This window comes from Rhodococcus sp. JCM 9793 (genome assembly GCF_055380405.1).
This window is the reverse complement of the sequence record NZ_AP043721.1, coordinates 3,886,296-3,901,298: the sequence shown is the minus strand read 5'-3', so window position 1 is coordinate 3,901,298 and position 15,003 is coordinate 3,886,296. Positions and strand designations below refer to the sequence as shown.

At 65.5% G+C, this 15,003-nt stretch carries 15 protein-coding genes and 1 riboswitch; of the genes, 4 read left to right on the top strand and 11 right to left on the bottom strand.

Annotated elements, in window-relative coordinates; all coding sequences use genetic code 11:
• Nucleotide 1: 1 nt before the first annotated feature.
• Both ACZ46K_RS20120 and ACZ46K_RS20115 read right to left on the bottom strand, forming a co-directional pair.
• Nucleotides 2–613 carry a hypothetical protein gene (locus ACZ46K_RS20120; RefSeq protein WP_054805712.1) on the bottom strand — a complete coding sequence of 204 codons (612 nt, stop codon included), beginning with the start codon at nucleotides 611–613 and terminating at the stop codon, nucleotides 2–4.
• 56 nt (nucleotides 614–669) lie between these two features.
• Nucleotides 670–1,533: a formate/nitrite transporter family protein gene (locus ACZ46K_RS20115; RefSeq protein WP_054809577.1), complete on the bottom strand. Its 864-nt coding sequence runs from the start codon at nucleotides 1,531–1,533 to the stop codon at nucleotides 670–672.
• A 145-nt stretch (nucleotides 1,534–1,678) separates the two neighbouring features.
• A riboswitch (SAM riboswitch) is annotated at nucleotides 1,679–1,791 on the top strand.
• 28 nt (nucleotides 1,792–1,819) lie between these two features.
• Here ACZ46K_RS20115 and ACZ46K_RS20110 point away from each other — a divergent pair.
• Nucleotides 1,820–2,212 (top strand): hypothetical protein, encoded by a 393-nt coding sequence (locus tag ACZ46K_RS20110; RefSeq protein ID WP_054807447.1) that lies wholly within the window; start codon nucleotides 1,820–1,822, stop codon nucleotides 2,210–2,212.
• 9 nt (nucleotides 2,213–2,221) lie between these two features.
• Here ACZ46K_RS20110 and ACZ46K_RS20105 read toward each other — a convergent pair whose 3' ends face one another.
• A complete protein-coding gene (locus tag ACZ46K_RS20105) occupies nucleotides 2,222–3,274 on the bottom strand; it encodes an alpha/beta fold hydrolase (protein WP_464744396.1) in 1,053 nt (350 codons plus the stop codon).
• A 65-nt stretch (nucleotides 3,275–3,339) separates the two neighbouring features.
• Here ACZ46K_RS20105 and ACZ46K_RS20100 point away from each other — a divergent pair, with 65 nt between their 5' ends.
• Together ACZ46K_RS20100 and ACZ46K_RS20095 are read left to right on the top strand one after the other, a co-directional pair.
• Nucleotides 3,340–4,008 (top strand): TetR/AcrR family transcriptional regulator, encoded by a 669-nt coding sequence (locus ACZ46K_RS20100; protein ID WP_464744394.1) that lies wholly within the window; start codon nucleotides 3,340–3,342, stop codon nucleotides 4,006–4,008.
• A 52-nt stretch (nucleotides 4,009–4,060) separates the two neighbouring features.
• Entirely contained in the window at nucleotides 4,061–4,417 is a 357-nt protein-coding gene (locus ACZ46K_RS20095; protein WP_464744392.1) for a VOC family protein, read from the top strand.
• Between the two features lie 51 nt (nucleotides 4,418–4,468).
• Here ACZ46K_RS20095 and idi read toward each other — a convergent pair whose 3' ends face one another.
• The 7 genes from idi to ACZ46K_RS20060 form a co-directional block, all read right to left on the bottom strand.
• On the bottom strand, nucleotides 4,469–5,026 hold the full coding sequence (idi, locus tag ACZ46K_RS20090) for an isopentenyl-diphosphate Delta-isomerase (protein WP_054809578.1): 558 nt from the start codon (nucleotides 5,024–5,026) through the stop codon (nucleotides 4,469–4,471).
• A gap of 159 nt (nucleotides 5,027–5,185) precedes the next feature.
• Entirely contained in the window at nucleotides 5,186–5,866 is a 681-nt protein-coding gene (locus ACZ46K_RS20085) for a response regulator (RefSeq protein ID WP_464744389.1), read from the bottom strand.
• Nucleotides 5,863–8,397, bottom strand: a complete 2,535-nt coding sequence (locus tag ACZ46K_RS20080) for a DUF4118 domain-containing protein (protein ID WP_464744387.1) — start codon at nucleotides 8,395–8,397, stop codon at nucleotides 5,863–5,865. The genes ACZ46K_RS20085 and ACZ46K_RS20080 overlap by 4 nt, the downstream gene beginning before the upstream one ends.
• A 7-nt stretch (nucleotides 8,398–8,404) precedes the next feature.
• Nucleotides 8,405–9,043, bottom strand: a complete 639-nt coding sequence (locus ACZ46K_RS20075; RefSeq protein ID WP_054809579.1) for a potassium-transporting ATPase subunit C — start codon at nucleotides 9,041–9,043, stop codon at nucleotides 8,405–8,407.
• 3 nt (nucleotides 9,044–9,046) lie between these two features.
• Entirely contained in the window at nucleotides 9,047–11,062 is a 2,016-nt protein-coding gene (gene kdpB / locus ACZ46K_RS20070; RefSeq protein ID WP_464744385.1) for a potassium-transporting ATPase subunit KdpB, read from the bottom strand.
• A gap of 89 nt (nucleotides 11,063–11,151) precedes the next feature.
• Entirely contained in the window at nucleotides 11,152–12,852 is a 1,701-nt protein-coding gene (gene kdpA / locus ACZ46K_RS20065; RefSeq protein ID WP_054809580.1) for a potassium-transporting ATPase subunit KdpA, read from the bottom strand.
• Nucleotides 12,853–12,859: 7 nt separating this feature from the next.
• Nucleotides 12,860–12,958, bottom strand: a complete 99-nt coding sequence (locus ACZ46K_RS20060; RefSeq protein WP_054806438.1) for a potassium-transporting ATPase subunit F — start codon at nucleotides 12,956–12,958, stop codon at nucleotides 12,860–12,862.
• Nucleotides 12,959–13,439: 481 nt separating this feature from the next.
• Here ACZ46K_RS20060 and ACZ46K_RS20055 point away from each other — a divergent pair, with 481 nt between their 5' ends.
• Entirely contained in the window at nucleotides 13,440–13,622 is a 183-nt protein-coding gene (locus ACZ46K_RS20055) for a hypothetical protein (RefSeq protein ID WP_054806437.1), read from the top strand.
• A gap of 109 nt (nucleotides 13,623–13,731) precedes the next feature.
• On the opposite strand, the gene ACZ46K_RS20050 is transcribed toward ACZ46K_RS20055, so the two are convergent.
• Nucleotides 13,732–14,913, bottom strand: a complete 1,182-nt coding sequence (locus ACZ46K_RS20050; RefSeq protein ID WP_464744382.1) for a trans-sulfuration enzyme family protein — start codon at nucleotides 14,911–14,913, stop codon at nucleotides 13,732–13,734.
• Between the last annotated feature and the right edge of the window lie 90 nt (nucleotides 14,914–15,003).

Genomic DNA, 15,003 nt, shown 5'->3' with positions numbered 1-15,003 from the left:
CTCAGGAAACCCGCAGCGCGGGCCGGTCGGGGTGTTCGAAACGCACGACGATGTCGGCACCGGGCGAGGCGTCGGCGGAATGCGCGAGTAGTGGCGCGATCGTCCAACGATGGTCGGAGGGGGTTCGCCGCTCGAGCGCACCCTTGGACATTCTCAGATCGACGGTCGTATCGAACGTGAGACCGCGGCCGAGGAGCATCGGGCCGGCCACGATGATCACGTGATCGTCTGCGGCGTCGATCCGGCGGGCTCGGGCCGAGCGGTCGGTGGTCTCGTCCCACAGTCGCGGAAGAAAACGATGCCGCTCCTTCAACGACGACACCACCTCGCGGTCCAGCGCGTCGTAGTCGAACCAGCTCGACCGGTAACTCTGCTCGTCGGTGCGCCCGTGTTCGAGACGGAGCGATGCCGGTCGCACGAAATCGTGCAGTGCTACCGCGTGCGCGGGACGGCCCGCGGTGCGCAGGGTATCGACCACCCGCTTTGCCAGATCCATGGGGTCAGCGGCGTCGGCGGCCGAAATGGCCATGACGACCCGGCCCGGTCGTGCGCATGCCCGCTCGGCGAGCAGTTCGGCAAGTGCGGCCGGAGAGATCGGTGTGAACGACGCCATCCGATCAGAGTAGGCATCGAGTGCTCGTAAGAACCGGAAGGCCTCGAACGGACCCTTCACACGGATTCGGGAGTCCTATCGGTCACTGCAGCATGCTCCGGGAGCGGTGTCGCGACCGAGCGCTTGGGCTGTGTCCGAACGTGGGTGACGTAGAGGGCAAGACCCACGAACACGACACCGCCGACCAGATTGCCCAGAACCGTCGGGATTTCGTTCCAGATCAGGTAGTCACCGAGGGTGAAGTCTCCACCCAGCAGCAGACCGGACGGGAACAGGAACATGTTGACGACCGAGTGTTCGAATCCCATGTAGAAGAACAACATGACGGGCATCCACATGACGAGAACCTTGCCCGGCACACTCTTCGACATCATCGCTGCCACAACACCGGTGGACACCATCCAGTTGCACAGCATTCCACGGAAGAACAGGGTCGCCATGCCGGCAGCGCCGTGCTCGGCATACCCGAGCGTGCGGGCCTCACCGATCTCGCCGAGACGCTCACCGACCGCGTCCGGCGGGATCGAGTAGCCGTAGGTGAGGATGAATGTGATCAGCACGGCCACTGTGACGGCTCCGAGGAAGTTACCGACGAAGACCAGTCCCCAGTTCCGGAGCATCGACCCGATCGTCACCCCCGGACGTTTGTCCAGATAGGCGATGGGGACCATCGTGAACACGCCGGTGAGTAGATCGAACCCCAGCAGGTAGAGCAGACAGAATCCGACCGGGAAGAGAATCGCTCCGAGGAGCGCGTTGCCGGTCTGCACGGTGACGGTGATCGCGAACGCCGCTCCGAGCGTGAGGATGGCACCGGCCATGTACGCCCTGATCAGGGTGTCGCGGGTGGACATGAGGACCTTGCTCTGGCCGGCGTCGACCATCGCGCGGGCCAACTCGGCGGGTGGAACGTAGGACACAGCAACCTCCTGGTGAGAACAATGCCCGATCAGTGTCAGCAGTGCCCGTCACCAGTGTGTTGCGGGGCAATAAGGATGCGTTGCGTTCTCTTCCGAGCGGGGCCGCTCGGGTTGTGAGATCTCTCGATCATGTATATTGGCGGTGCTTCACGAGATGCCGTCGCCAAGCTCCGACTTGACGGCACGCCAACCCCACGCTCGCGGGTGGCTCGGATGACGAAGCGGCTCGCGGCCGACCGGCCCGGGCACGAGCGCCCCGCCCCGGGGCCGACCCGGAGGAATAACCATGACCGACCGTATCCACAGTACCGATCGCGCAGACGCCCACGAGTGCTCCTCGTTCGGCGACGGTCACCACGTCCATTTCATCCGCGCCCGTAAGGCCTTCGGCGATTCCGACCTCAGTGTCGGTGCGCTCGTGTGCGTGCTGGACGATACTCACGTCGAATTGTCCTGGGACGGAATACGGCTCGTATTCCGGCATCATGACGCCGCCGCGATCGCCCGGGTGGTCCACGCGGGTGGGGAGATCGGGACCTGGGTTCCGCAGTGGCGGGTGCTGATTCTGCCGGGTTCCGATCCCCATGTGCCCGCGACCTTCACTCTCGCCGCTCCTGATCACTGGACGGATTGCGTATCGGGACGTGTCCCGGCGCTGACGTACGTGCCCGGACGGTGAGGATTCGGATCAGTTCTGTTCGGCCTCATTCCAGAACGAGGGAAGCTCCACCGCCAGACGCTCTTTCGCCTGCATCGGTAGTGAATGGGTGGTCTCGGGGAAGACGTCGACCGTCGCGCGCGGAAGCGTTCGTGCCCGCTGCGCGGCGGTGTCGCCGCCGGCGAGTGAATCCCGTTCCGCGATGGCGACATAGGTGGGCATGGTGAGAGAGTCCATCTCGTCGTCGTTGAGGGGCGAGGGCGTCGGCAGTGCTGCCGAATAGTGCTCCGAGCCCGCAGCGATCATCTTTGCCATGTCGTCGTTCGGATCGAACTCGGCCCCGCCGACCTTGCCGAGGGCGGTGTTGCGCCAGGCCTCCGGCAGGAGCGGCAGGCTCGACACCATCGTCCACGCCATCATGCGAGCGGACGGATACGCGAAGGTGAAGACGGGTTCGAGGAGCGTCAGCGATCGGACGCGATCGGGGAATCGCCGTGCGTATGTCGCTGCAATCGCGCCGCCGAACGAATGGCCGACGATGTGGACGGGTTCGGCGGCGAGTTCGTCGAGTGCGTCGTCGATCCAGGTCGCCTGGTCACCGAAGGAGGTCAGCGGAACGCTCTGCACCGACAGTCCGGCATCACCGAGCGAGTCGAAGGCGAGAACGCGTCGGTGTGGCAGGAAGTCGGTGAGATTTTCGGTCCACATCGGGACACCCGACGACCGGCCTGGTACCAGGACGACCGGAGCGGAGTCCTCGGTTTCCGGTGAACTCCACTCGTAGACACGAACCGAGCCGAAACGGGTCGTGACGTCGAGGGTTGCCGTAGGGGAGGGGAGCGCAGACATTGCCTGTTCATACGCCTCGACGTAGGTGCGGCGACCCTCCGCATCGCGGAAGTGCCCGACCTTCTGAGCTCCGAAGAAGAACTGCTGCACACTTATTGCGCCCACTGTGGCAAGCGCGGCAATCACGACAAACCCGCTACGGCGAAGCCATCGGTGACGGAGCAATCGGTGGTGAAGGCGGGTGGGTGGTGGATGGTCGAGCCGGGCGTATGTGCCTACGGTGTGCTCACTCACGTCTCTTCTCCTCGATGTCGGCGATCCGAACTGTTTGCAGTATAGAAATATTGTAAAATCCTGTCATGCCTAAATTGGTCGACCATGCCGAGCGCCGCAGAGAGCTCGTGTGGGCTCTGTGGGCTGTGATCCACGAACGAGGTATCGACGGGGTGACTTTTCAGGCGGTGGCGGTCGAGGCCGGCGTCTCGATCGGCAGGATCCAGCACTACTTCGAATCGAAACAACATCTGATCCGGTCCGGAGCGCAGGAGATGGTCGCCGGTGCTGAGAAGAGCTATCGCGAACTGGGATCGTCCGGCGATCCGAAAGCAGCCCTCGCGACGTTGCTCATCCAGCCTGTCCCCACCGATGCATCGTCGCGTGTCGGTGTGTCGGTCTGGTACGCCTACCTCGCGAAGACGACGAACGATCCGTGGATCAGGTCGTTCCTTGCCGAGGCGTCGCGGGGGACCGTCGGCGAGGCCGAGCGACTTCTTCGTCGCGCCGGCCTGTCCGAGGTCGAGGCACACGACGAGGCCATGAGGTTGGTGGCACTCAGCAACGGTGCGACGCAATCCGTGCTGGTTGCGGGGATGGATGCCGATGGAGCGGTCGATCTCGTCACCCGCGAGATCGACCGCAGCGTGAAGGCGTTCACCGTCTGCGCGGCGGACACGGGGCTCGCTCGATCGCCAGACCGCACGGATGCGATCCCGTCGCCGGCTGGATCGAGCGGTGCGCGAAAGTCGTGACGGGATGCCGGGTCCGTCGGCCTATGTCGGTGGGGAGGGTCACCATGGCCTCATGGGAAACACACATCACGCATTCGACTACATCGAACTCGGCGCTACCGACCTCCGCGCGTCACGCACCTTCTACGAATCCGCCTTCGGCTGGAACTTCAACGACTACGGGCCTGAATACGCCGGCATTCGCGCAGTCGAGGGTGACGGAGAGGTCGGCGGACTGACGACTCTGCGCGCACCGGGCACAGCCGGACCTCTGGTCTTGCTGTACTCCAGCGATCTCGACGCCTCCGTCGGCGCGGTCGAACGTGCCGGAGGCAGAATCTCGTCAGGACCGTACGACTTTCCCGGCGGGCGCCGGTTCACCTTCCTCGATCCGAGTGGTAACGAACTGGGCGTGTGGTCCGACGCGTGAATCCTCTCGGCCATCGATCGTCGGGGACAGCCGTCGGGCAAGTGGGGTGGGTCAGACCGCGGCGTCGACCCACCGCGCAACTCCGGCCTGCGCGAGTTGCGGAATCTGCTCGGCTGCCCACGGGCTGATGAGCCACGGAACGGTCGCCGCAGTCTGCATATCCGTCCACGACACCCACGACCACTCCATCACCTCGGATGGTTCGGGGTCGAGGCCGGATGCGGCGCGGGCGCAGAACACTGGGCAGACCTCGTTCTCGACGGTTCCGTCCGCTGCCGTCGCGCGATACCGGAAATGCGGCAACACGCACGTGACATCGTCGACGACGAGGCCCAACTCCTGCTCGAGGCGCCGACGCACCGCGTCCTCGAGGGATTCGTCCGGCCCGGGATGACCACAGCACGCGTTCGTCCACACGCCGGGCCACGTGATCTTGTCCAGTGCGCGCCGTGTGGTGAGGACCCGGCCCGCGTCATCGAACACATAGCAGGAGAACGCCAGGTGGAGAGGGGTGTCCCTGTGGTGGACGGTGGCTTTCGGAGCGGTACCGAGGGGTCGCTCGTCCTCGTCGAGCAGAACTACGAGTTCTTCGTGGGCAAGCGCTGTCATCGGGGTCTCCGTGGGGTGCTCATGAGTGTCGGGCGAGGTCTGACGTTCGCCGGATCGAGCCTACCTGTGCGTCCGGGGCCGGCGAGTCTGTGTACCGGGAGACAGGTGTACCGGGCGACAGGTCCGACGCCCTTCGAGATGAGCAGATACACGACCACGTCACGGTTCGAAGCGGTAACCACGCCCCGGTTCGGTGAGCAGGTGACGGGGGCGCGCCGGATCGAGTTCGAGTTTGCGACGCAGCTGAGTGAGATAGACACGCAGATAATGACTCTGGGTCGTGTATGTCGGGCCCCACAGTTCGGTGAGCAGTTCGCGTTGACCCACGAGCTTGCCGCGATTGCGGACGAGCATCTCGAGCATGCCCCACTCGGTGGGTGTCAGGTGCACATCGATGCCGTCGCGCGTGACCTTCTTGGATTCGAGATCGACGGTGAAGGTTGCGGCCACCACCAGCGGATCCGGTAGCCCGGAGATCGCGGTGGCGCGTCGGACCGCTGCGCGGATCCGGGCCAGGAACTCCTCCATCCCGAACGGCTTGGTGACGTAGTCGTCGGCGCCGGTGTCGAGCGCAGCGACCTTGTCGGCGGCATCGGTGCGGGCGGACAACACGATCACCGGGGTCGTACACCAGCCGCGGAGCCCGGCGAGCACCTCTATCCCGTCGATGTCCGGAAGGCCGAGGTCGAGGACTATCACGTCGGGATGATGTTGTGCCGCGGCGCGCAGTGCTGTGCCACCGTCGGCGGCGGTGATGACGTCGTAGCCGCGCGCCTTGAGGTTGATCCGCAGAGCGCGCAGTATCTGCGGTTCGTCGTCGACCACCAGGATGCGAGTCATCGGTCCATCTTCGCCGGTGCGGTGGGGAGGTCGATGACCATGGTCGTGCCTCCGCCGGGGGTGTCGGTAGGAGTGAGGGTCCCGCCCATCACCTCGATGAATCCTCGGGCGACGGTGAGCCCGAGGCCTGCACGCCCGGTTGCGCGGTGATCTCCGACCCGCGGGAAGACCGTGAACGCGTCGTTGTGTTCGTCTAGGCGCAGCCCGGGACCTCGGTCGGCGACGGTGATGATGTTCCGATCGTCGGCGATGGTCGCGTCGATGCGGACCGGACTGTCGGGTGCGTATCGCAACGCGTTGTCGATCAGGTTCGCGAGGGCCCGTTCGAGCAAGGTCTCATCGGCGCAGACGGTCGTGTCGTCGACATCGACCTCGATCCGTTTCCGGAGCGCGAGGACGATGTCGGTGCTGCCGCTCGCGAGTGTGAGTATGGCGCGATGGACCACTTCGTCCAGATAAGCCACATCGAAGGACGGTGCGACGACGCCGGACGCCAGGCGCGACGAGTCGAGGAGATTTGTCACCAGGCGGGTCAACTGATCGGTGGATTCTTCTATGGTCGCGAGTAGTTCGGCGGTGTCGTCCTCCGAGAACTCGATGTCTGTGCTGCGCAGGCTCGACACGGATGCCTTGACCGCCGCAAGCGGTGTGCGCAGGTCGTGGCTGACCGCAGAGAGCAGCAGTCGTCGCAGCCGGTCCGTCTCGGCAAGTGTCGAGGCACGGGAGGCTTCGGCCGCAAGTTCTCGCTGCCGGACGAGTCCGGCGATCTGCCCGGTGACTGCGGTGAGTATCCGTCGGTCGCGTGGACGCAACTGCCGCCCGGACAGTATGAGCACGTACCGGCCTTCGTCGACCTCGCACACGGTGTCGGCGGTGTCGGGTGAGGTCGGTGCGTCGGCCCCTGTGCTGTCGACGACGAGGTGGGCTCCGTCCTCGACTCGCAGAACGGCCACGCCCTTCTGGCCGTACGTCTCGCGCACCTTGGCGAGCAGTGCGTGCACGTCGGCGCCGCGCAGTACGGCACCGGCGAACAGCGCGAGCAACTCGGCTTCCTGAGAGACGAAGCGCGCCTCCCTCGCCCGCGCGCCCGCCACGTCGACGAGGGCGGCCACGGCCACGGCGACGACGAGCAGCACGACGGTGGTGACGAAATTCTCGGGTGCCGCGATCGTCAGACTGTGAAGTGGCTCGGTGAAGTAGAAGTTGAGCAGTAGACCGGACAGCAGGGCCGCGACGATGGCCGGTCCGATACCACCGAACAAGGCAACGGCAAGCACGGCGACGAAGAACAAAGCTTCTTGGCCCGCGACCCCGACGGTGCGATCGACCAGAACCATCAGTGCGGTCGCCACGGTAGGGATCACGAACGCGGCGATCCATGCCTGGAGGCGCCGTTCGCGGCGACCGAAGAAAGCGATTCTCGGTGTGCGCACGGCATGTTCGTGAGTGACCGTGTGCACATCGATCTTGCCGGATTCTCGCACGACGGCCGCCCCGATGCCCTCGTCGAGGATGCGAGCCCAGCGTGATCGCCGTGATGTACCGATCACGAGTTGCGTGGCGTTGACCTCCCGTGCGAACGCGAGCAGCGTCGACGGCACCTCGTCGCCGACGACCTGGTGTACCCCCGCACCGAGGCTCGCGGCGAGCTGCCGGACCTTTCCCATCTGGCGTTCCGAGACACGGGCGAGGCCGTCACCGCGGACGATATTCACGACCGACAGCTCGGCGCTCGCCTTGGCTGCGATTCGGCTCGCGCGACGGATCAGGGTCTCGGACTCGGGGCCGCCCGTCACGGCGACGACCACGCGTTCGCGGGTTTCCCACGTGTCGGTGATGGCGTGCTCGCCGCGATACTTCGCGAGTGCCACATCGACCTGGTCGGCGAGCCACAGCAACGCGATCTCACGTAACGCCGTCAGGTTCCCTTCACGGAAATAGCTGCGCAGTGCAGCGTCGACCTTGTCCTGCGCGTAGACGTTGCCGTGCGCGAGCCGCCGTAGAAGCGCCTGCGGGGTGATATCGACGAGCTCGATCTGTTCGGCGCGGCGCACCACCGTGTCCGGGACGGTTTCGCGTTGCACGACGCCGGTGATCTGCTCGACGACGTCGTTGAGCGATTCGAGGTGCTGGATGTTGACGGTGGACAGGACGTCGATACCTGCGTCGAGCAGTTCCTCGACGTCCTGCCAGCGTTTCTCGTTCCTGCTGCCGGGCACGTTCGTGTGTGCGAGCTCGTCCACCAACGCCACCGCAGGCCTGCGAGCGAGCACCGCGTCGAGATCGAGTTCGTCCAACTCGACTCCCCGATATCTCCACCGCCGTGGTGGAACGACCTCGAGGCCCGTGACCTGCTCCTCGGTGCGGATGCGACCGTGGGTGTCGACGATCGCGACCACGACATCGCCACCACGTGCGATGCGGCGATGCGCTTCCCCGAGCATTGCGTAGGTCTTGCCTGCGCCCGGCGCTGCACCGAGGTAGATCCTCAGGCGCCCGCGCCGGGGCGGTGGGTCAGGAATGTCGCTCATTGCACACTCATGAGCCGGTGCTACAGCCGGGCGCCGTCGAACCCAGCGCTACGTTCAGTTCGGGCACGTTCACTCTCTCCATACCGAGGAATCCGAGCTGCCGGCCGTCTGTGTGCGCGGCGACGAGTTCGCGGACGCGGTCGGTGCTCAGGCCGGTCACCCGCGCCACCCGTGGAATCTGCATCGCGGCGTACTCGGGGGAGATGTGCGGGTCCACGCCGGACCCTGATCCTGTGACCGCATCGACCGGTACCTCCTCTGCAGCCACATTCTCGCGGGCAGCGATCGCGGCGCGCCGCTGCTCGACGAACTCTGCCAGGGTATCGCTGCTCGGACCCTGGTTCGAGGGGAGTGAGGCCGCGGGATCACCCGGTGTGAAGGGACCCGCGTCGGCGATCGATCCCACGACCCTCAGGTGGAAGAACGGGTCGGGATCGCCGGGCGTGACCTGCGGATCCACACCGATCAACGTGCTGCCGACCACACACCCGTTCGCGTCGGTCAGACGTGCTCCCTCGGCGCTCGCGGTCCCGATGCGGCTCACCGCCCACACCGCTGCCGGGTACACGCCTCCGACGATGACGGTGAGCAGCAGCAACACGACCGCCCCCACGCGGAGCTGTCTCAGAAAATTCGTGGTGTGCATGCCTTATCCCATTCCCGGTACGAGTCGGACCACGAGGTCGATGAGCCAGATCCCGACGAACGGTGCCGCGACACCGCCGACTCCGTAGAGGAGCAGGTTGCGGCCCAGAAGCGACGACGCGCTCGACGGCCGATATCGGACCCCGCGCAGTGCCAACGGAATCAACGCGACGATCACGAGAGCATTGAAGATCACCGCCGACAGGATCGCAGACTGCGGGGTTGCCAGGCCCATGATGTTCAGCGCCGACAGTTGCGGGTAGATCCCGCTGAACAACGCGGGCAGGATCGCAAAGTACTTGGCCAGGTCGTTGGCGAGGGAGAATGTGGTCAGTGCGCCGCGCGTGATGAGCAGTTGCTTGCCGATCTCGACGATCTCGATCAGCTTGGTGGGGTCGGAATCGAGATCGACCATGTTGCCGGCCTCCTTCGCAGCGGAGGTTCCGGTGTTCATAGCGACACCGACGTCCGCCTGCGCGAGCGCGGGTGCGTCGTTGGTGCCATCGCCGGTCATCGCGACGAGACGGCCACCCTGCTGTTCGGAGCGGATCAGTGCCAGCTTGTCCTCGGGTGTCGCCTCGGCGAGATAGTCGTCCACGCCCGCTTCCGCTGCGATGGCCTTGGCGGTCAGCGGGTTGTCGCCGGTGATCATCACGGTCCGGATTCCCATCACACGCAGCTGTGCGAATCGTTGGGCCATACCGGGTTTGACGATATCGGAAAGTTCCACGACGCCGGCAACCTCGGCCCCCCGTGCGACCACCAGCGGCGTGCCGCCGCGGCCGGCGATGTCCTCGACTGTTGCGGTCACTTCGTCGGGGACAGTGCCCTGTTGTTCGCGCACCCAGCGTGCGACGGTGTCGGCGGCGCCCTTGCGGATAGGGACGACAGTTCCGCTGTCGAGTATGTCGACGCCACTCATCCGGGTCTGCGCCGTGAACGGCACGAATTCGGCGCCGTCCTCAGCGGTCGAACTGTGAGGGTCGAGCCGATATCGGTCGGCACACAGTTCGACGATGCTGCGCCCCTCCGGGGTGCCGTCCGACAGGCTGGACACTCTCGCTGCGCCGGCCAACTCGTGTTCGGTGACCCCGGGTGCGGGGTGCAGAGCGGTCGCGCGCCGATTTCCGTAGGTGATGGTGCCGGTCTTGTCGAGCAGTAGCGTGTCGATGTCGCCGGCTGCTTCGACCGCGCGGCCCGACTTGGCCAGGACGTTCCGCTGCACGAGCCGATCCATCCCGGCGATACCGATCGCGGACAGCAGCGCGCCGATCGTGGTGGGGATCAGGCACACCAGCAGCGCGATCAGCTCTATCGGCCCCTGCTCTACGCCGGCGTACGCGCTCATCGGCCCGACGGCGACCACCGCGAGCAACAGCACGATCGTCAGGGCGGCGAGCAGGATGTTCAACGCGATCTCGTTGGGTGTCTTCTGCCGGACGGCACCTTCGACGAGGGCGATCATGCGATCGACGAAGGTGTGCCCGGGTTCGGCCGTGACCCGGACGACGATGCGATCGGACAACACGGTGGTGCCTGCGGTGACAGCACAACGGTCACCTCCGGATTCGCGGATCACGGGGGCGGATTCGCCGGTGATCGCGGATTCGTCGACTGTCGCGATACCTTCCACCACATCCCCGTCGCCGGGGATGAGCTCTCCGGCTTCGACCACGACGAGGTCGCCGACCCGCAGCTCGGTGCCGTTGACCGACTCCTCGTGATCCGGACTGGTCAGCCGTCGGGCCATGGTGTCCTGCTTGGTCTTTCGCAGAGACTCTGCCTGGGCTTTGCCACGCCCTTCGGCCACCGATTCTGCGAGGTTGGCGAACAGCAGGGTGAACCAGAGCCATACGGCGATCGCCCACGCGAACATGCTCGGGTCGGCGACGGCCGCGACCGTTGCGATCACCGATCCCACCAACACGACGAACATCACGGGATTGCGTGCGACGTGGCGCGGGTCGAGTTTGCGGAATGCACCGGGGACAGCGGAGGCGAGTTGACGGGAGTCGAACACGCCCGCAGTAACGCGGTCGGTGTGTGCCCCGGATGTTCGAGAGTCGGAAGGTCGAGGGTCGGGGGACGTAAGAGGTGTAGTGGACGCGGTCAATGCAATGCCTCCGCGATCGGGCCCAGCGCAAGGGCGGGGAAGAAGGTCAGTGCCGCCACGAGAACGGCTGTGCCGGTGAGAAGTCCGGCGAACGCGACACCCGAGGTGGGTAGGGTCCCAGCGCCTGCAGGCACACGGTGCGCGGACGCCAGGGACCCGGCGAGTGCGAGGACGAAGACTATCGGTAGGAATCTCCCGAACAACATGCACATCCCGAGGCTGGCCTGGAACCAGTCGTTCGTGACGGTGAGACCGCCGAAGGCGCTGCCGTTGTTGTTCGTCGCAGACGCGTATGCGTAGAGCACTTCGGTGAATCCGTGGATCGCGCCGGGAGTTCCGGGATCTCCCGAGCTGCCCAGAGCGCCGGCCGTCGCCGGCAGGATGACGGCGATGGCAGTGCCGACCAGCACGAGGGCCGGCATCACCAGGATGCTCAGCGCGGCGAGGGTGATCTCCCGCGTGCGTAGTTTCTTGCCGAGGAATTCCGGTGTTCGGCCGACGAGCAGGCCACCGACGAACACCGCCACCATCGCGATGACGAGGATTCCGTACAGTCCGGTTCCGACGCCACCCGGCGCGATCTCGCTGAACAGCATGTTCAGCAGAACCGCGCCCCCGCCGAGCGGCGACATGCTGTCGTGGGCGGAGTTCACCGCACCGGTGCTCGTTCCCGTGGTGGAGACTGCGAACAGCACCGATCCCGGAATGCCGAAGCGCACCTCCTTGCCCTCGAGCATTGCGCCGGCTGCATCGGCAGCGACACCGTGCGTGTGGGATTCGGCCGCGAGAGTCACCGCAAGTACCGCGGTGTAGAGCGTCGCCATCACGGCCAGCACCGTCAGGCCCTGCCGGCGGTGACCGATCATGGTGCCGAAGGTGCGGGTGAATGCGACCGGAATGAGCAGGATTGCGATGACCTCCACAATGTTGCTCACGGGTGTCGGGTTCTCGAACGGGTGCGCCGAGTTCGCAGCGAGCACGCCGCCACCGTTGGTGCCCAGTTCCTTGATCGCCTCCTGTGACGCGACCGGAGCCAACGCTGTGGTCATCGCATGCCCATCCAGTCCCGTTGCGGCGAAACCGCTCCGGTAGGACTGGACCACTCCCTGGCTCAGCAGGATCATCGCGATGACGAACGAGAGGGGGAGCAGGATGCGCAGCGTGCCACGGGTGAGATCCACCCAGAAATTGCCGATCTCCCCGCCCCGGCCGACGCGTACGAGACCGCGGATCAACGCGACGGCGACGCCCATGCCCACCGCGGCGGACACGAAGTTCTGCACCGCGAGTCCGGCCGACTGGGTCAGCGGGCTCATCGTGGTTTCAGGAATGTACGACTGCCAGTTCGTGTTGGTGACGAACGAGATGGCGGTGTTGAACGCGACCGAGGGACTCACACCTTCGAGTCCGTTGTTCAACGGCAACACACCCTGGATGCGTTGCAAGCCGTACAGGAGCAGCATGCTCGCGAGGGAGAATCCCAGCACACTCGCGCCGTATCCGTACCAGGTCTGTTCTGCCCGGGAGTCGATACGGCATGCGCGGTAGATCCACGACTCGATTCTCAGGTCGTTCGATCGGAGGTCGGTGTCGGTGGTGTAGACCTTCGCCATGTAGTCGCCGAGAGGGACATATACCGCGGCGAGGACTGCGACGACCAGAGCGATCTGCAGTCCCGCAGCAAGAGCAGGCGTCATCGTGGCCTCAGAACCTCTCCGGATCGAGCAATGCGACCAGGAGATACACCACGATCACCGCTGCGACCACGATGAGGGCAGTGGTCGTCACTCCGGCCCACGTCATCTGCGTTCTCCAGTCCTGTGGAGATCGATGCTGTGGAGGGCACGCAATGTCAGAGCACACATCACGATCCCAGCGATCATCAGCGCCACATAGGCGGCGTCGGCCATCTCGTTTTCCTGTCGTCGACACGGATCGGCGCCGGTCGGCGCCGCATCACACCATCGCGCCGGAGAAGCCCGCTCGGCTTCGATCCATACGAAATCTTGACGCTGCTGTCCGATGTCCTGACGATTTGCTTACGCCACGCCGCCGAGCGATCCGGGTCGGCCTCGAGGTCATCCCTCTGAACCGGAAGAGCGCCCGAAGCGTCGTTCGCCGGTATCCGGCCGTCCTCGTCGCTGTTACCGTGTTTCTTCTCGCACCGCTCGGCGCTGCGACCGCATGCACTCGCGGCTACGCTCGGGCGTGGTAGCTGCCGCAGATGTCACCCACCGCAACGGTGCCCCCACGTACAACCTCCGACGTACCGGGACGTGATCGCATGAGCAACAACGCACGCACCGCCCGAACCGACGACCCGGCACAGATCGTGTCGGCAAACTACGAGGGCCGGAACCTCGAGGTGTCCGGCCCGTACCGGATATATCCGTCCGGATTGTGGTACTTCCGGTCGGACGACTCCGACCCCGCGCCGACGTGGATTCCGTCAGGTCACCTCACCTGAACGGATCGGGTAGCCGCGAGCACCGACGTCGGACACCGAAGTCCGGTGAGTGCCCGAGCGCCGAGGTCACGAGCCCGGCGAGCCGGGCCCGTTGCGCCGCAGTCGGCAATCACACGGTGACGACTTCGAGAGCCTGTGTGAGGTCGGCGATGAGATCGTCGGCATCCTCGAGACCGACAGACAGACGGATCATCGAGCCGGTGATTCCGCGTCGTTGCTGCTCCAGAGGAGCTAGATCGTAGTGTGTCGTGGTCACCGGCTGCGTGACCAGGCTTTCGACGCCACCGAGGCTCGGCGCCAACGCGAACAGGTCGAGACGGTCGACCACCTGCACCGTCGTCTCGGTATCGCCGGCGATCTCGATCGTCACGATGCCGCCGAAACCTGACATCTGCTTCGCGGCGAGCGCGTGCCCGGGGAAGCTCGGCAGACCCGGGTACAGCACCCGCGCGACCCGAGGGTCGGCTTCCATCGCTTCCGCAACCGCCTGTGCATTCGCGTTGTGCTGCTTGACGCGGACGATCAGTGTGCGCAGGCTCCGCGACAACAACGCTGCCGGCTCCGGTGCGATACACGACCCGAAACTCTTGCGCCACGGCTTCAACGGTTCGATCAGCTCGTCCGCGCCGAGCACGAACCCGGCCGTGACATCCGAATGCCCGCCGAGATACTTGGTGGCCGAGTACGAGACGAGGTCGGCGCCGAGTGCGAGTGGCCGCTGGTTGACGGGCGAGGCGAACGTGTTGTCGACCGCCACGAGCGCACCGTGACGGTGCGCGGTCTCGGCGATCGCGGCGACGTCGTAGATGCCGAGTGCGGGGTTCGTGGGGGTTTCGAAGAACACCAGTTTCGGCCCTCCGCGGAGCACCTCGTCCAGACGATCGACTTCGTCGCCGAGCAGGAATGTGGTGGTGATGCCGAGCTGGGACAGTTGCGTGGTGAGCAGTTCCATGGTGCCGCCGTAGGCGTCGCCGACGCACACGATGCCCTCGCGTCCGTACTGAGCGAACAGTGCGGTCTCCGCGGCCATGCCCGAGCAGAAGGCCAATGCGCTCCCTGCGCCTTCGATCGACGTCATCGTCTCCTCCAGCGCGAAGATCGTCGGATTGAGCCCGTAGCGGGTGTAGAGCGCGCCCTTCCGGCGGCCATCGGCGACGTCGAGCAGCGCCGCAGTGTTCTCGAACGCGAAGGTCGTCGTGTTGTAGACCGGCAGGTGCGGCGCGCCGTGGGCATCGGTGATGCTGGTGCCGTGGATGGCCTGGGTCGACTGACCTGCTGATTTCTGCTTCACGCCTGAACTCCGTTCACGAATTGCGTTCGAGGGGACCTCCACGAGTATCGCGTGGGCTGCTGTGCCGAGTGCGCGCCGATGCTCCCTACC